14 protein-coding genes are annotated in these 15,753 nt (G+C 63.9%); 11 read left to right on the top strand and 3 right to left on the bottom strand.

Annotation, left to right across the window (positions count from 1 at the left end; all coding sequences use genetic code 11):
* The first annotated feature begins 4 nt into the window (after positions 1 to 4).
* Both ilvA and HU770_RS18065 read left to right on the top strand, forming a co-directional pair.
* Entirely contained in the window at positions 5 to 1,519 is a 1,515-nt protein-coding gene (gene ilvA / locus HU770_RS18060; protein ID WP_033702075.1) for a threonine ammonia-lyase, biosynthetic, read from the top strand.
* Between the two features lie 44 nt (positions 1,520 to 1,563).
* On the top strand, positions 1,564 to 1,989 hold the full coding sequence (locus HU770_RS18065) for a DUF2269 family protein (protein WP_033702073.1): 426 nt from the start codon (positions 1,564 to 1,566) through the stop codon (positions 1,987 to 1,989).
* Positions 1,990 to 2,039: 50 nt separating this feature from the next.
* Here HU770_RS18065 and HU770_RS18070 read toward each other — a convergent pair whose 3' ends face one another.
* A complete protein-coding gene (locus HU770_RS18070) occupies positions 2,040 to 2,696 on the bottom strand; it encodes an HAD family hydrolase (protein ID WP_033702072.1) in 657 nt (218 codons plus the stop codon).
* A 141-nt stretch (positions 2,697 to 2,837) separates the two neighbouring features.
* On the opposite strand from HU770_RS18070, the gene HU770_RS18075 reads away from it, so the two are divergent.
* A complete protein-coding gene (locus tag HU770_RS18075) occupies positions 2,838 to 3,317 on the top strand; it encodes an RNA pyrophosphohydrolase (RefSeq protein ID WP_003249017.1) in 480 nt (159 codons plus the stop codon).
* 22 nt (positions 3,318 to 3,339) lie between these two features.
* Positions 3,340 to 5,619 carry a phosphoenolpyruvate--protein phosphotransferase gene (gene ptsP / locus HU770_RS18080; protein ID WP_033702071.1) on the top strand — a complete coding sequence of 760 codons (2,280 nt, stop codon included), beginning with the start codon at positions 3,340 to 3,342 and terminating at the stop codon, positions 5,617 to 5,619.
* Between the two features lie 42 nt (positions 5,620 to 5,661).
* Here the strand turns inward: ptsP and HU770_RS18085 are convergent, their stop codons facing one another.
* The gene (locus HU770_RS18085) at positions 5,662 to 6,408 is read right to left on the bottom strand and encodes an NRDE family protein (RefSeq protein WP_033702070.1); all 747 of its coding nucleotides are present in this window, start codon (positions 6,406 to 6,408) and stop codon (positions 5,662 to 5,664) included.
* A gap of 130 nt (positions 6,409 to 6,538) precedes the next feature.
* Between HU770_RS18085 and HU770_RS18090 the strand changes: the two genes are divergently transcribed.
* The 3 genes from HU770_RS18090 to HU770_RS18100 are packed head-to-tail and all read left to right on the top strand — an operon-like array spanning position 6,539 to position 9,181.
* A complete protein-coding gene (locus HU770_RS18090) occupies positions 6,539 to 7,321 on the top strand; it encodes a sulfite exporter TauE/SafE family protein (protein ID WP_186664686.1) in 783 nt (260 codons plus the stop codon).
* Between the two features lie 29 nt (positions 7,322 to 7,350).
* Positions 7,351 to 8,160 carry a prolipoprotein diacylglyceryl transferase gene (gene lgt / locus HU770_RS18095; protein WP_033702066.1) on the top strand — a complete coding sequence of 270 codons (810 nt, stop codon included), beginning with the start codon at positions 7,351 to 7,353 and terminating at the stop codon, positions 8,158 to 8,160.
* Positions 8,161 to 8,209: 49 nt separating this feature from the next.
* Positions 8,210 to 9,181: a thymidylate synthase gene (locus tag HU770_RS18100; RefSeq protein ID WP_186664688.1), complete on the top strand. Its 972-nt coding sequence runs from the start codon at positions 8,210 to 8,212 to the stop codon at positions 9,179 to 9,181.
* Between the two features lie 39 nt (positions 9,182 to 9,220).
* On the opposite strand, the gene cadR is transcribed toward HU770_RS18100, so the two are convergent.
* A complete protein-coding gene (gene cadR / locus HU770_RS18105; RefSeq protein ID WP_186657814.1) occupies positions 9,221 to 9,664 on the bottom strand; it encodes a cadmium resistance transcriptional regulator CadR in 444 nt (147 codons plus the stop codon).
* Between the two features lie 83 nt (positions 9,665 to 9,747).
* Between cadR and HU770_RS18110 the strand changes: the two genes are divergently transcribed.
* From HU770_RS18110 to HU770_RS18125, 4 genes are all read left to right on the top strand, one after another.
* Positions 9,748 to 11,961, top strand: coding sequence for a heavy metal translocating P-type ATPase (locus tag HU770_RS18110; RefSeq protein ID WP_186657816.1), 2,214 nt, complete (start codon positions 9,748 to 9,750; stop codon positions 11,959 to 11,961).
* Between the two features lie 9 nt (positions 11,962 to 11,970).
* Positions 11,971 to 12,840 (top strand): LysR family transcriptional regulator, encoded by an 870-nt coding sequence (locus HU770_RS18115; protein WP_033702061.1) that lies wholly within the window; start codon positions 11,971 to 11,973, stop codon positions 12,838 to 12,840.
* Between the two features lie 117 nt (positions 12,841 to 12,957).
* Positions 12,958 to 14,016, top strand: a complete 1,059-nt coding sequence (locus HU770_RS18120) for a putative 2-aminoethylphosphonate ABC transporter ATP-binding protein (RefSeq protein WP_095063915.1) — start codon at positions 12,958 to 12,960, stop codon at positions 14,014 to 14,016.
* Position 14,017: 1 nt separating this feature from the next.
* Complete coding sequence (locus HU770_RS18125; RefSeq protein ID WP_095063914.1) at positions 14,018 to 15,742, top strand: putative 2-aminoethylphosphonate ABC transporter permease subunit; 1,725 nt, start codon at positions 14,018 to 14,020, stop codon at positions 15,740 to 15,742.
* Positions 15,743 to 15,753: the final 11 nt, after the last annotated feature.

Consider the following 15,753-nt stretch of genomic DNA (forward strand, 5'->3'; position numbering starts at 1 on the left):
CCCGATGCTCGAACAGTACGTCAAGAAGATCCTCACCTCGCGCGTCTACGACGTCGCTGTCGAAACCCCGCTGCAAAGCGCCGGGCAGCTGAGCAAGCGCCTGGGCAACCAGATTTTGCTCAAGCGTGAAGACCTGCAGCCGGTGTTCTCGTTCAAGATCCGTGGGGCGTACAACAAGCTGGCGCAATTGAGCCCGGAAGAGCTGGCCCGCGGTGTGGTCACCGCTTCGGCCGGCAACCATGCCCAGGGCCTGGCCCTGGCGGCCCGCGAGCTGGGTATCAAGGCCACGATCGTGATGCCCAAGACCACCCCGGAGATCAAGATCGAAGGCGTGCGTTCGCGTGGCGGCAAGGTGGTGCTGCATGGCGACTCGTTCCCCGAGGCGCTGGCCTACTCGCTGAAGCTGGTCGACGAAAAGGGCTTCGTCTATATCCACCCTTATGATGACCCGCACACCATCGCCGGCCAGGGCACCGTGGCCATGGAAATCCTGCGTCAGCACCCAGGCCGGCTGGACGCGATCTTCGTGCCGGTCGGTGGCGGCGGCCTGATCGCCGGTATCGCTGCCTACGTGAAGTACCTGCGCCCGGAAATCAAGGTGATCGGCGTCGAGCCGGACGACTCCAACTGCTTGCAGGCCGCCATGGCTGCGGGCGAGCGCGTGGTGCTGCCGCAGGTCGGGCTGTTCGCCGACGGTGTGGCGGTGGCGCAGATCGGCCAGCACACGTTCGATATTTGCCGCCTGCACGTGGATGAGGTGGTTACCGTCAGTACTGACGAGATCTGCGCAGCAATCAAGGATATCTACGACGATACCCGCTCGATCACCGAGCCTGCCGGGGCGCTGGGTGTTGCCGGCATCAAGAAGTATGTCGAGCTGTACGGCGTGACCGGCCAGACCCTGGTCGCCATCGATTCGGGCGCCAACGTGAACTTCGATCGCCTGCGCCATGTGGCCGAGCGGGCCGAACTGGGCGAGAAGCGCGAGGCGATCATCGCCGTCACCATCCCCGAGCGCCCTGGCAGCTTCAAGGCCTTCTGCGAAGCGATCGGCAAACGCCAGATCACCGAATTCAACTACCGCAAGCACACCTCCGACGAGGCGCATATCTTCGTCGGCGTGCAGACCCACCCGGACAACGACCCGCGCGCGGTGCTGGTGCAGCAGTTGATCGAGCAGGGCTTCCCGGTCACCGACCTGACCGACAACGAACTGGCCAAGCTGCACATCCGGCACATGGTCGGTGGCCATTCGGCCGGTGCCAGTGATGAGATCGTGCTGCGCTTCGAGTTCCCGGAGCGTCCGGGTGCGTTGTTCAACTTCCTCAACAAACTGGGCGGGCGCTGGAATATCTCGATGTTCCACTACCGTAACCACGGCGCGGCCGACGGGCGTGTGGTGGCGGGGCTGCAGGTGCCAGAGGACGAGCGCCACCTGGTGCCGGCGGCCTTGGCGAAAATCGGCTACCCGTATTGGGACGAGACCGAGAACCCGGCTTACCGGCTGTTTCTGGGCTGAGCGGCTAAGCTGGGGCTGACGGCCTGCACAAGGACAATCGAAACATGGAACACCTGACCACACTCAAAACCTTGCACATCCTCGCCACCGCGCTGCTGCTTCTGGGCGCGCTGGGCCTGGCGATCTGGACGGTTCGCGCCCGCAGGCTGGGCGATGGCGAGGCTTACGGCAAATTGCTGCGGCGGCCGCTGGTGTTTGTCTGGCTGGTCATGGGCCTGTGCCTGGTGAGCATGCCGTTCACGGGCTGGTGGCTGGTGCACCTGGTGGGCTGGCCGCTGGGGCAGACCTGGGTGCTGGCTTCCAGCGTCATCTATACCTTCGGGGCATTGGCGGTGTGGTGGCTGCTGGTGCGCTTGAATCGGCTGCGCAAGGCTGAGGTGGTGGGGTTGCGGTTTACCTTGGCCTTGGCGGTGTTCAGCGGGGTGTGCTTCCTGTCGATTGCCGGACTGATGGGCGCCAAGCCGGTCTGAACCTGCCGGCCGCTTCGCAGGTATCCGCGAAGCGGCCGGCACAGACAACATCAATCCCTCAGCGAAATTACCGGCCACCCGCGCTGCTGCGCCTCCGCCTGCAGGTTAGGGTCCGGGTCCACCGCCACCGGGTGAGTCACCTGCTGCAGCAACGGCAAGTCATTCATCGAATCGCTATAGAAATAGCTGTCTGCCAGGTCATAGTCGTTTTCCAGCATCCAGCGCTGCAACCTCGTCACCTTCCCTTCACGGAAACACGGTATATCGGTACTGCGCCCGGTAAAGCGGCCATCACGGGTTTCGCATTCGGTCGCCAGCAGGGTGCGCACGCCCAGGCGGCGGGCAATCGGCGCGGTCACGAAACGGTTGGTGGCAGTGATGATTACCAGTTTGTCGCCCGCTTCGCGGTGCTGCTGCAGCAATGCCAGGGCCTTGGGCAGGATGATCGGCTCGATGCAGTCGCGCATGAAATCGCGGTGCCACGCGTCGAGCTGGGCCGTAGGCGTTGCCGCGAGAATCTCCATGGAAAAGGCCAGGTAGGCCTGCAGGTCCAGGGTGCCGTGCAGGTAGTCCTGGTAGAAGGCATCGTTGCGTTGTTTGTAGGCAACCGGGTCGAGAATGCCGCGCTCGCACAGATAGTCACCCCAGGCATGGTCGCTGTCGCCACCGAGGAGGGTATTGTCCAGGTCGAATAAAGCCAGGCGCATCGCGTTCACTCGCATCAGCCACAGGGTAGGCCCGCAGAATACGGAGTTTTCACCTCGCTGCACATAAGCTTGGCGGGCGCGTTGCTGCGCTCGCAGGCTTTGTGGAACAATGCGGTGACATGCGTTTGCGAGGTTGCTGCCGTGATCGACCCGGATGGTTTTCGCCCCAATGTCGGGATCATTCTCACGAATGATGCCGGGCAGGTGCTATGGGCTCGACGGATCAACCAGGATGCCTGGCAATTCCCCCAGGGTGGTATCAACCCTGACGAGACGCCGGAAGATGCCCTGTACCGCGAGCTGAACGAAGAAGTTGGCCTTGAACGCGATGATGTGGAAATTCTTGCCTGCACCCGCGGCTGGTTGCGTTATCGTTTACCCCAGCGTCTGGTGCGTACGCACAGCCAGCCGCTGTGCATCGGCCAGAAACAGAAGTGGTTTCTGCTGCGTCTGGTCAGCAATGAACAAAGGGTACGGATGGACCTGACGGGCAAGCCGGAGTTCGACGGCTGGCGCTGGGTCAGCTATTGGTACCCGCTGGGCCAGGTTGTGACATTCAAGCGCGAGGTCTACCGTCGCGCCCTGAAAGAGCTAGCACCGCGTCTGCTGACGCGCGACTGACGACGGAGTTCGACCCCGAGCCATGCTCAATACGCTGCGCAAGATCGTCCAGGAAGTGAACTCCGCCAAAGATCTCAAGACGGCGTTGGGGATCATTGTCTTGCGCGTCAAGGAGGCCATGGGCAGCCAGGTCTGCTCGGTCTATCTGCTCGACCCGGAAACCAACCGCTTTGTGCTGATGGCCTCCGAGGGCCTGAACAAGCGTTCGATCGGCAAGGTCAGCATGGCCCCCAACGAGGGCCTGGTCGGCCTGGTCGGTACCCGGGAAGAGCCGCTGAACCTGGAAAATGCCGCCGATCACCCGCGTTATCGCTACTTTGCCGAAACCGGTGAAGAAAAATTCGCCTCCTTCCTGGGTGCGCCGATCATTCACCACCGTCGTGTGGTTGGGGTATTGGTCATCCAGCAGAAGGAGCGCCGCCAGTTCGATGAGGGCGAAGAAGCCTTCCTGGTTACCATGAGCGCCCAGCTCGCCGGGGTTATCGCCCATGCCGAGGCGACTGGCTCGATTCGTGGCCTGGGCCGCCAGGGCAAGGGCATCCAGGAAGCTCGCTTCGTCGGTGTGCCGGGCTCGCCAGGCGCTGCCGTGGGGCGTGCGGTGGTGATGCTGCCGCCGGCCGACCTCGAAGTGGTGCCGGACAAGACCGTCGAAGACATCGACGCTGAACTCAAGCTGTTCCAGAACGCCCTTGAAGGCGTGCGCGCCGACATGCGCAAGCTGTCGGCAAAGCTGGCCACCCAGCTGCGCCCCGAAGAGCGCGCCTTGTTCGACGTGTACCTGATGATGCTCGAGGACGCCGCCCTGGGCGGCGAAGTGACCGAGGTCATCAAGACCGGCCAGTGGGCCCAGGGCGCGTTGCGCCAGGTGGTCGGCGAACACGTCAACCGCTTCGAACTGATGGACGACGACTACCTGCGTGAGCGGGCTTCGGACGTCAAGGACCTTGGCCGCCGACTGCTGGCCTACCTGCAGGAGGCACGCTCGCAGTCGCTGGTGTACGCCGACAACACCATCCTGGTCAGCGAAGAACTGACCCCGGCGATGCTCGGCGAAGTGCCTGAAGGCAAGCTGGTCGGCCTGGTTTCGGTACTGGGCTCGGGCAACTCCCACGTCGCTATCCTGGCCCGTGCCATGGGTATCCCCACGGTGATGGGCCTGGTCGACCTGCCGTATTCGAAGGTCGACGGCATCGAGCTGATCGTCGACGGTTACAAGGGTGAGGTGTTCACCAACCCCAGCGACGTGCTGCGCAAGCAGTACAGCGAAGTGGTCGAGGAGGAGCGCCAGCTGGCGCAGGGCCTGGATGCACTGCGTGAGCTGCCTTGCATCACCCCCGACGGCCACCGTATGCCGCTGTGGGTCAACACCGGCCTGCTGGCCGACGTCGCACGTGCCCAGCAGCGCGGCGCCGAAGGGGTAGGCCTGTACCGCACCGAAGTGCCGTTCATGATCAACCAGCGCTTCCCCAGCGAGAAAGAGCAGCTGGCGATCTACCGTGAGCAACTGGCGGCCTTTCACCCGCTGCCGGTGACCATGCGTACCCTGGATATCGGCGGGGACAAGGCGCTGTCGTACTTCCCGATCAAGGAAGAAAACCCCTTCCTGGGTTGGCGCGGCATCCGCGTCACCCTCGACCACCCGGAAATCTTCCTGGTCCAGACCCGCGCGATGCTCAAGGCCAGCGAAGGCCTGAACAACCTGCGTATCCTGCTGCCAATGATTTCCGGCATCCATGAGCTGGAAGAAGCCCTGCACCTGATTCACCGCGCCTGGGGCGAGGTGCGTGACGAAGGCACCGATGTGCCGATGCCACCGGTTGGGGTGATGGTCGAAATCCCCGCGGCGGTGTACCAGACCAAGGAGCTGGCGCGGCAGGTCGACTTCCTGTCGGTCGGTTCCAACGACCTGACCCAATACCTGCTGGCAGTCGACCGTAACAACCCACGGGTCGCCGACCTGTACGACTACCTGCACCCGGCGGTGCTGCAGGCGCTCAATACCGTGGTGCGCGATGCCCACGGCGAGGGCAAGCCGGTGAGCATCTGCGGTGAGATGGCCGGTGACCCGGCGGCGGCGGTACTGTTGATGGCCATGGGCTTCGACAGCCTATCGATGAACGCCACCAACCTGCCCAAGGTGAAGTGGATGCTGCGCCAGATCAACATGAGCAAGGCCAAGGAACTGCTGACCGATGCCATGAGCCATGACAACCCGCAGGTTATCCACAGCTCGTTGCAGCTGGCGTTGAAGAACCTTGGGCTGGCGCGGATGATCGGGCCTGGGGCCAACAAGACCCTCTGATACCTGCCCCGCGAAGGGGCCGGTACTGCCGAAACACTTCTATCAGACCATTACCTCAACTTCCCCCAAATGCCCCCCAAATGGCCCGAAACTGCGTTCAATAAGCCGTCTTTCACCCTGATCATCCACGATCAGCACCGTACTGGCCCGCGTTCCATAATTCTGGCTGGCAATAAACACACTCGACAGCAGCTTCTCGGTCGCTACCCCCACGCCAGTCTCCGGCAGCTCAGCCTCAGGCGCCGTCTCGCCATCGGCCAGCAACGCCAGCAAACGCTGCGGGTCAGCTGAGCCCAGCAACCGTTCCAGCCCGTCGCGCGCCTTGACCAGCTTGGGCCACGGCGTATCCAGCCCGGCATTGGAAAGCCCGTACACCCCAGCCTCCAGCAAACGCGGCGCCGCGTCTCGAGCGTGCAGATACCCCAACTGCGTACCATCGCCCACCAGCAGGTTGAACCCCGAATACTGGCTGCTGCGGCTGGCTACCTGGTCCAGATACGCTTCAACGCCAAGCTCTCCCTGCAGAAACGCCGCCACCAGCTCCCCACGGGAACGCACGCCAAGCGCCTGCCCAGGGTCGCGAATGTTGGTCAGCGCAGCGAAGCGCCCCTGCGGCCCCACGCCGAGCCACGTGCCGCCGGCCTCCAGGTCACGCCCGGCATACACCCCAGGCGCATCCTCCCAGGCCGCCAGGGCCTGCGTGGGGCGGGCATAGAACTCGTCGCGGTTGGCCGCCACGATCAGCGGCAGGGCATGCCCCGGCCGCCAGGCGAATACGATCAGGCACATCGGTTGGGCCTCTGTGTTTTGTGCCACTGTACCCACTGCGGCGGTGCTGATCCATCCTGTCACGAAGTTCACTAGAGCCTCGAGCCCGGCTTCCGTTACCATGCCGGATTGATTTGCTCAGGGGCAACGAATGGAGTTCGTACTCTATCTGCTGTTAGGCGCATGCGCTGGCGTGCTGGCCGGGCTGTTCGGCGTGGGCGGTGGCATCATCATCGTGCCGGTACTGGTGTTCAGCTTCACCTTGCAGGGCTTCGACCCTTCGGTATTGACCCACCTGGCAGTCGGCACTTCGTTGGCAACCATCATTTTCACCTCGATCAATGCGGTGCTCGAGCATCATCGCCGTGGAGCGGTGCAATGGCCGATCTTCACCTGGATGACCGTGGGCATCCTGCTCGGCGCCGGCGTCGGCGCCAAGACCGCATCCTTGATCCAGGGCCCGCTGCTGCAGAAGATCATCGGTGTGTTCGCCCTGATCATCGCCGCGCAAATGGCCCTGGACCTCAAGCCCAAGGCCAGCCGCGGCATCCCTGGCAAGCCCGCGCTGACCGCAGCAGGCGGGGTGATTGGCTGGGCTTCGGCGATCTTCGGTATCGGTGGCGGCTCGTTGACCGTGCCGTTCCTGACCTGGCGCAGCCTGCCCATGCAGCAGGCGGTGGCAACGTCCTCGGCCTGTGGCCTGCCGATTGCCCTGGCCAGTGCCCTGAGTTTCATGTGGCTGGGCTGGCACGAACAACACCTGCCGGCGCACAGCCTGGGTTACGTGTACCTGCCAGCGCTGCTCGGCATTGCCGTGACCAGTATGTTTTTCGCCCGCTTCGGCGCGCGCCTGGCGCACAAGCTGTCGCCACGCCTGCTCAAGCGTCTGTTCGCCGCGTTGCTGTTCTGCGTCGGCCTCAGCTTTTTGATTTAGCTCGCTGATTTGAAACTAGAGGAATATCCATGCTGCCTTACCCGCAGATAGACCCCGTGGCCGTGGCCCTCGGGCCACTGAAAATCCACTGGTACGGCCTGATGTACCTGGTCGGTATTGGCGGCGCCTGGCTGCTCGCCTCGCGTCGGCTGAACCGCTTCGACCCCACCTGGTCCCGTGAAAAGCTGTCCGACCTGGTGTTCTGGTTGTCGATGGGGGTGATCGTCGGCGGTCGCCTGGGCTACGTGCTGTTCTATGACCTGCACGCCTACCTGGCCAACCCGACGCTGATTTTCGAGGTGTGGAAGGGCGGCATGTCGTTCCATGGCGGCTTCATCGGCGTGATGCTGGCGGCGTTGTGGTTCGGCAAGCGCAACAACAAGACCTTCTTCGAGCTGATGGACTTCGTTGCGCCGATGGTACCGATCGGCCTGGGCGCCGGGCGTATCGGCAACTTCATCAATGCCGAGCTGTGGGGCAAGGCCACCGACGTGCCGTGGGCAATGGTGTTCCCGCCGTTCAGCGACCCAGAGCAACTGCCACGCCACCCGTCGCAGTTGTACCAGTTCGCCCTGGAAGGCGTGGCACTGTTCCTGATTCTCTGGCTGTATTCGCGCAAGCCGCGGCCAACCATGGCGGTCTCCGGGATGTTCGCGCTGTTCTACGGCATCTTCCGCTTCATCGTCGAATTCGTCCGGGTACCCGATGCCCAGCTGGGCTACATCGCCTGGGGCTGGCTGACCATGGGTCAGATACTCTGCATCCCGATGATTCTGGCCGGCCTCGGATTGATCTGGTGGGCTTATAATCGCAAACCCACGGCGACACCCGCCATCTGATTCCCGACGGCAGGGGCGATCCCTCTGCCGTTCTTGCTACAGGTAAGCCATGAAACAGTATCTTGACCTGGTCCGTGACGTCATCGAAAACGGCACCCTGCAGGAAAACCGCACCGGCATCCGCACCATCAGCCTGCCGGGCGCCATGCTGCGCTTCGACCTGCAGAAGGGCTTTCCGGCCATCACCACGCGCAAGCTGGCGTTCAAGTCGGCCATCGGCGAGATGGTCGGTTTTCTGCGTGGCGTGAAGAACGCCGGTGAATTCCGCGACCTGGGCTGCAAGGTCTGGGACCAGAACGCCAACGAAAACGCCCAGTGGCTGGCCAACCCGTTCCGCCAGGGGCATGACGACCTGGGTGAGATCTACGGCGTTCAGTGGCGCCAGTGGCCGGGCTACAAGCGTGTACCGCTGAGCAACCCGGCGGCCATCGAAATGGCTGAAAAGCAGGGGTTCCGCAAGATTGCCCAGGACGAGGAAGACGACCAGGCCTTTGTCATCCTGTACAAGGCCATCGACCAGGTGCGCCAGTGCCTGGACACCATCGCCAACGACCCGGGCAGCCGGCGCATCCTGTTCCACGGCTGGAACTGCGCCCAGCTGGATGAAATGGCCCTGCCGCCGTGCCACCTGCTGTACCAGTTCCACCCGAATGCCGAGACTCGGGAAATTTCCCTGACCCTGTACATTCGCTCCAACGACCTGGGCCTGGGCACGCCGTTCAACCTCACCGAGGGCGCGGCTTTGCTGTCGCTGTTCGGCCGCCTGACCGGCTACACGCCGCGCTGGTTCACGTATTTCATTGGCGATGCCCATGTGTATGAGAACCACCTGGACATGCTCAACGAACAGCTCAAACGCGAGCCGCTGCAAGCGCCGAAGCTGGTGATCAGCGACCGCGTGCCAGCGTTTGCCGAGACCGGCAAGTATGAGCCGCAGTGGCTGGAGCAGATCGAGCCGAGTGATTTCAGCCTGGAAGGGTATGAGCACCATGCGCCGATGACGGCGCCGATGGCGGTTTAACCTTCGCAATTGCTGGGGCGCAAAGCGCCCCCAGCATGCTCAATGCCCGTGGCTTCGCCCCACATGCGAATGCTCACCTTCCGGCACTGATACCGCCCCGTTCACCTCCAGTTGCTGCAAGATCGCGCACTCATTCCCTTGCGCATTGCACCGCTGCCGCAGTTCCACCAACTGCTCCTGCAACGCCACTAACCCATCGATCCGCGCCTGCACATGGGCGATATGCTCATCGATCAACGCATTGACGCTGCCGCACGACCCTTCAGGGCTGTCGCGCAGGCGTAGCAGGCTGCGGATCTCGTCCAGGGTCATGTCCAGGGTGCGGCAGTTGCGGATAAAGGTCAGCCGCTCGACGTGGGCTTGGGTGTAGAGCCGGTAATTGCCGTCGGTGCGCGCCGGCTCTGGCAACAGCTGCTCACGCTCGTAATAGCGGATGGTTTCCACGGCACAATCGGTGGCTTTTGCCAGTTCTCCAATCTTCATCGCGAAATCTCCAGCGGATGGCTTGACCCTATAGTGGCTACAGGGTGTTCACTTGGCAACAGGCTCACTTTAAGGATGACCCAATGAACCAGCCTGCCAGCCCCCACCACAAGCATGACCACCACGCCCACAGCTGCTGCGGTAGCGCCGCCGCCCCAGCGTTGGTGCAGTTGAGCGAAAAAGCCAGCGGCGACGCACAGCTCAGCCGCTTCCGTATCGAGGCCATGGACTGCCCCACCGAGCAAACGCTGATCCAGGACAAGCTGGGCAAGCTGGCGGGCATCGAGCAGTTGGAATTCAACCTGATCAACCGCGTACTTGGCGTGCGGCACACGCTGGGCGGCACCGTCGAGATCGAACGGGCCATCGACAGCCTGGGCATGAAGGCCGAACCCCTCATTGAAGGGGACGCGGCAACGGCCGCCAGCGCCTCGCCAAGCAAGACCCGCTGGTGGCCGCTGGGGCTGTCCGCTGTTGCCGCCATTGCCGCGGAAGTGGTGCATTTCACCGGGCTGGCGCCTGAGTGGCTGGTGGCCGCGCTGGCCTTGGCGGCGATCCTGGGTTGCGGCCTGGGCACCTACAAGAAGGGCTGGATCGCCCTGAAAAACCGCAACCTCAACATCAACGCTTTGATGAGCATTGCCGTGACCGGTGCGGTGCTGATCGGCCAGTGGCCGGAAGCGGCCATGGTGATGGTGCTGTTCACGGTCGCCGAGTTGATCGAGGCGCGCTCCCTGGACCGGGCCCGCAATGCCATCAGCGGCCTGATGCAGCTCACCCCCGACATGGCGACGGTACAGCAGGCCGATGGCCAGTGGCGTGAAGTGGAGGTGCGTGAGGTGGCCATCGGTGCCCAGGTGCGGGTACGGCCAGGTGAGCGCATCGGCTTGGACGGTGAAGTCACCAGCGGCCAATCCAGCGTCGATCAGGCGCCGATCACCGGTGAAAGCCTGCCTGTGGAAAAGGCCATGGGTGACAAGCTGTTCGCCGGCACCATCAACCAGGCCGGTGCCCTGGAGTACCGCGTAACTGCCGCCGCTGGGCAATCGACGCTGGCGCGCATCATCAAGGCCGTCGAGGAGGCCCAAGGCGCCCGTGCGCCCACCCAACGCTTCGTCGACCAGTTCTCGCGTATCTACACCCCGGTGGTCTTTGCCCTGGCCTTGGCCGTGGCGCTGATCCCGCCGCTGTTCCTGGCTGGCGCCTGGTTCGACTGGGTCTACCGTGCGCTGGTGCTGCTGGTAGTGGCCTGCCCGTGTGCACTGGTCATTTCTACCCCGGTTACCATCGTCAGTGGCCTGGCCGCAGCGGCGCGCAAGGGCATCCTGATCAAAGGCGGGGTTTACCTGGAGGGCGGGCGCAAGCTGGATTACCTGGCCCTCGACAAGACGGGCACCCTCACCCACGGCAAGCCGGTGCAGACCGACGCCAAGGTGCTGGAGCCTCTGTTCGAAGGCCGTGCCCAAGCCTTGGCTGCCAGCCTGGGTGAGCGTTCGGACCACCCGGTGTCGCGTGCCATTGCCCAGTTCGGCAGGGCACAAGGGCTGGCCTTGAGCGAGGTGGGCGATTTCGCCGCCCTGGCCGGGCGTGGTGTGCGCGGGGTGATCGAGGGCGAGGTCTACCACCTGGGTAATCACCGCCTGGTGGAGGAGCTGGGCCTGTGCTCGCCGGCGCTGGAGGCGCAGCTGGATGCACTGGAGCGTCAGGGCAAGACCGTGGTCTTGCTGCTCGACCGCAGCGGCCCGCTGGCCTTGTTCGCCGTGGCCGACACGGTCAAGCAAAGCAGTCGCCAGGCCATCGCCGAGCTGCATGAGCTGGGTATCAAGACGGTCATGCTGACCGGTGATAATCCCCATACCGCCGAGGCCATCGCCGCCCAGGTCGGCATCGATCGCGCCGAAGGCAACCTGTTGCCGGACGACAAGCTCAAGACCATCGAAGCGCTGTACAGCCAGGGCCATCGGGTGGGCATGGTCGGCGACGGTATCAACGATGCGCCGGCCCTGGCCCGTGCCGAAATCGGCTTTGCCATGGCCGCTGCTGGTACCGACACCGCCATCGAGACGGCCGATGTGGCGTTGATGGACGACGACTTGCGCAAAATCCCGGCCTTCGTCAGGCTGTCGCGCCAAAGTGCGGCGATTCTCAGGCAGAACATCATTCTGGCCCTGGGCATCAAGGCGATTTTCCTGGCGATCACCTTTGCCGGCATGGCCACCTTGTGGATGGCAGTGTTTGCCGACATGGGCGTGAGCCTGCTGGTGGTGTTCAACGGCTTGCGCCTTTTGCGCAAATAGAGGACGTGCATGCAGAGTTCCGAGCTCAAAGCCTTCTACATGGTGGCCCGCCTGGGCAGCATCACCCTGGCGGCGAAGAAGCTCGGGCTCAGCCAGCCCACGGTGACCACGCAGATCCGCAACCTCGAAGCCCAGTACGCGGTGGAGCTGTTCTACCGTGGCGGGCGGCGCCTGGTGCTGAGCGAGGAGGGCGTGCGCCTGCTGCCGATGGTCAAGGCGCTGCTGCAGCAAGAGGCCGACATCGAGTTCGAACTGCGCAACAGTGGCCAGGCCCAGGGCAGCCTGCGCATCGCGGCCACCGCGCCTTACTACATTCTCGACCTGGTGAAGATCTTCCGTGAGCGCCTGCCCCAGGTGGATGTGACGGTGGAGATCGGCAACTCGCAGCAAGTGCTGGAAATGCTCGAAGACTACCGGGTCGATATCGCTGCCTCGTCGCAACTGCTGGAGGATGCACGCCTGGTGCGCCGCGTGCTGGGCACCGACCCGCTGGTGGTGGCGGTACACCGTAACCATCCGTTGGCCCATCGCCAGGCGGTGTCCATCGACGTGGTGGCCGGGCATTGCCTGTTGATGCGCGAGCAGGGCTCGACCACGCGCAAGCTGACCGAGCAGATGCTGCAGGAGGCGGGCGTCAAGGCCGCAACATTGCTGGAAATCGGCAGCCGCGAGTCGATCCGTGAGGCGGTGCTGCGCAACATCGGCATCAGTGTGATCGCCCGACATGAAGTGCCGCACAACCCCGAATTACGGGTGTTGGTGCTGGAGGGGGCGCCGCTGATGCATGAATACCTGTACTGCCTGAAGGAGCGGCGCCAGGCGCGTTTGCCTGCAGCGTTTCTGGGGGTTGCACAAGAAGTGGCCGGTTCACAGTTCTAGGTCAGTGGTGCAGATACAAAATCTGCCTATACCACTATCGCCAGCTTTTGCCTGAACGCCACAGAACCGTCGCACAGGCTTCCTAGCATGGCCCCATCTCTTCGATGAGGCCCTGCCATGAACAACGCCACCTCGGGCGCACAAATGAAAGTGCGCAATATCCACAAGCGCTTCGGCGCCTTCACGGCGCTTAACGATGTCTCCCTGGACATCGCTGCGGGCGAGCTGGTGTGCCTGCTCGGCCCATCCGGTTGCGGCAAGACCACGTTGTTGCGCTGCATCGCCGGCCTCGAACGCCAGGACCGCGGCGAGCTGTACATCGGTGAGCGCGACATCTCCGAGCTGCCACCCCAAGCCCGCGACTACGGCATCCTGTTCCAGTCCTACGCGCTGTTTCCCAACCTCACCGTCGAAGCCAACATCGCCTACGGCCTGATGAGCAGTGGCCGTGAGCAAGCGCGCCAGCGGGTGGTTGAAATGCTCCAGCTGGTTGGCCTGTCCGGTAGCGAAAAAAAGTACCCCGGCCAGCTTTCTGGCGGCCAGCAGCAGCGTGTGGCCCTGGCGCGTGCCCTGGCGCCGGCACCTTCGTTGTTGCTGCTGGATGAGCCGATGTCGGCGCTGGATGCGCGGGTTCGCGAGCACCTGTGCACCGAGCTGCGCCAACTGCAACGCCAGTTGGGTATCACCACTTTGATGGTCACCCACAACCAGGACGAGGCCATGCTGATGGCCGACCGCATCGCGGTGATGAACAACGGCCAGGTCGAGCAGTACGCCACGCCGCAGGAAATCTACGACCAGCCTGCCACGCCCTTTGTGGCCGAGTTCGTGGGCCAGGGTAACTGGCTGCCGTTTCAGCGCAGCAGTGACAACCAGGCCCAGGTCGGTGGCATGCGCATGCGCCTGACCCCCGGCTCGGCGCGAGCCAGCAGCGGCCGGCTGTTCTGCCGGCCGGAGGCGATCACCGTCAACCCGGTGGTGCACGAAGAAAACCTGTTTGCGGCCAAGGTCCGCGAGATCACGTTCCTCGGCAACCGCTGCCGCATGAGCTTCGAACTCAAAGACCTGCCCGGCCATGCATTGCTGGCCGAACTGGCCCCCGAGGCCATGCCGCGGCTGGGCTCGCAGGACATCTGGGTGGCGCTGCCACCGCAGAGCCTGCAGGTGTTTGCCTGAGATGGCCGCGCCAATGTCCCTGCCGCTGGCCCAGGCTAAGGCTGCGTCCGAACGTGGCGTCGCCCGCGGTGACCGATTGTTCGTCGTCGGTGGCAAGTGGTTGCTGCTGATGTTGCTGGTGCTGGCCGTGCTGATGCCGCTGCTGGCGATCTTCTGGCGCGGCTTCAGCGGTGAGGCTGGCCAGGGTGGCGGCCTGGCGGCTGCGCGTGAACTGTTCACCAGCGAGGGCTTCCACTGGCTGCTCGGCAATAGCCTGTCGGTGGCGCTCACCGTTGCCGCCATCGTGGTACCGCTGGCGTACCTGTTCGCCTACGCCTTGCAGCGCACCCTGATCCCGGCCAAGGGCCTGTGGCGGGGTATCTCGTTGCTGCCGCTGCTGGCGCCGTCGATGCTGCCGGCCATTGCGCTGGTCTACCTGTTCGGCAACCAGGGCCTGCTGCGCGGGCTGCTGAGCGACAACATCTACGGCTTCTGGGGGATCGTGCTGGGCGAGGCCATCTACACCTTCCCGCATGCGCTGATGATTCTGCTGTCAGCCCTGTCGCTGGCCGATGCACGCCTGTTCGACGCTGCCTCCAGCATGGGGGCCGGGCCTTGGCGGGCGTTTTCCAGCATTACCTGGCCTGCCACACGCCAGGCAGTGTTCGCGGCCTTCTGCCTGGTGTTCACCCTGACCATCACTGACTTCGGTGTCCCGGTCGTGGTCGGCGGCGACTATCAGGTGCTGGCCCTGGAAGCCTACAAAGCTGTCGTGGGCCAGCAGCAGTTTGGCCGCGGCGCACTGATCGGCATGGTCTTGCTGCTGCCGGCACTGTTGAGCTTTGCCGTCGATGCCTGGTTGCGCCGGCGCCAGGGCGAGGCCATGAGTGGACGTGCGCAAGTGTTCGAGCCCAAGCCCTCGCGCCGCCGCGATGCCTGCTTCCTGGCCATCGTCGTGCTGGTCTGCGCGGCCCTGTTGCTGGTGATCGGCATGGCCGTGTATTCGTCGCTGGTCACGTTCTGGCCCTATAACCTCTCGCTGTCGCTCAAGCACTACATGTTCGAGGACACTGCCGGTGGTGGCTGGCTGGCCTACCGCAACAGCGTGACCATGGCGATCGGCACGGCGCTGATCGGCAGCGTCGTGATCTTCAGCGGTGCCTACCTGATGGAGAAGACCCAGGGCCAACGCCTGCTCAACCAGGCGCTGCGCTTGCTCAGCTTCATCCCCATGGCAGTGCCGGGCCTGGTGCTGGGCCTGGGCTACGTGTTCTTCTTCAACCTCAGCGGCAACCCGCTGCATGTGCTATACGGCAGCATGGGGCTGCTGGTCATCTGCACCATCGCCCACTACCTGACCACCGCGCAGATGACCGCCACCACCGCCCTGCGCCAGCTCGATGGCGAGTTCGAGGCCGCCGCGTTGTCGCTCAAGGCGCCCTTGTACCGGCACTTCCTGCGGGTGACGGTGCCGATCTGCCTGCCGGCGCTGCTGGACATCATTCGCTACCTGTTCGTCTCGGCGATGACCACCGTGTCGGCGGCGATCTTCCTGTACAGCCCCGACACCATCCTTGCCGCCGTCGCCGTGTTGAACATGGACGACGCGGGCAACGTCGGCGGTGCTGCCGCCATGTCGACCCTGATTCTGCTGACCAGTGCCAGCGCTTCACTGCTGCTGGCCGCAGCCTCGCGCGGCCTGCTGCGCCGCTCCCAAGCCTGGCGCCAACGCGCCGCGACCGCCTGACCTGTAAGGAA

The sequence above is a fragment of the Pseudomonas sp. SWRI68 genome, from assembly GCF_014269165.1.
GTDB classification, from domain to species: Bacteria; Pseudomonadota; Gammaproteobacteria; order Pseudomonadales; family Pseudomonadaceae; genus Aquipseudomonas; species Aquipseudomonas capeferrum.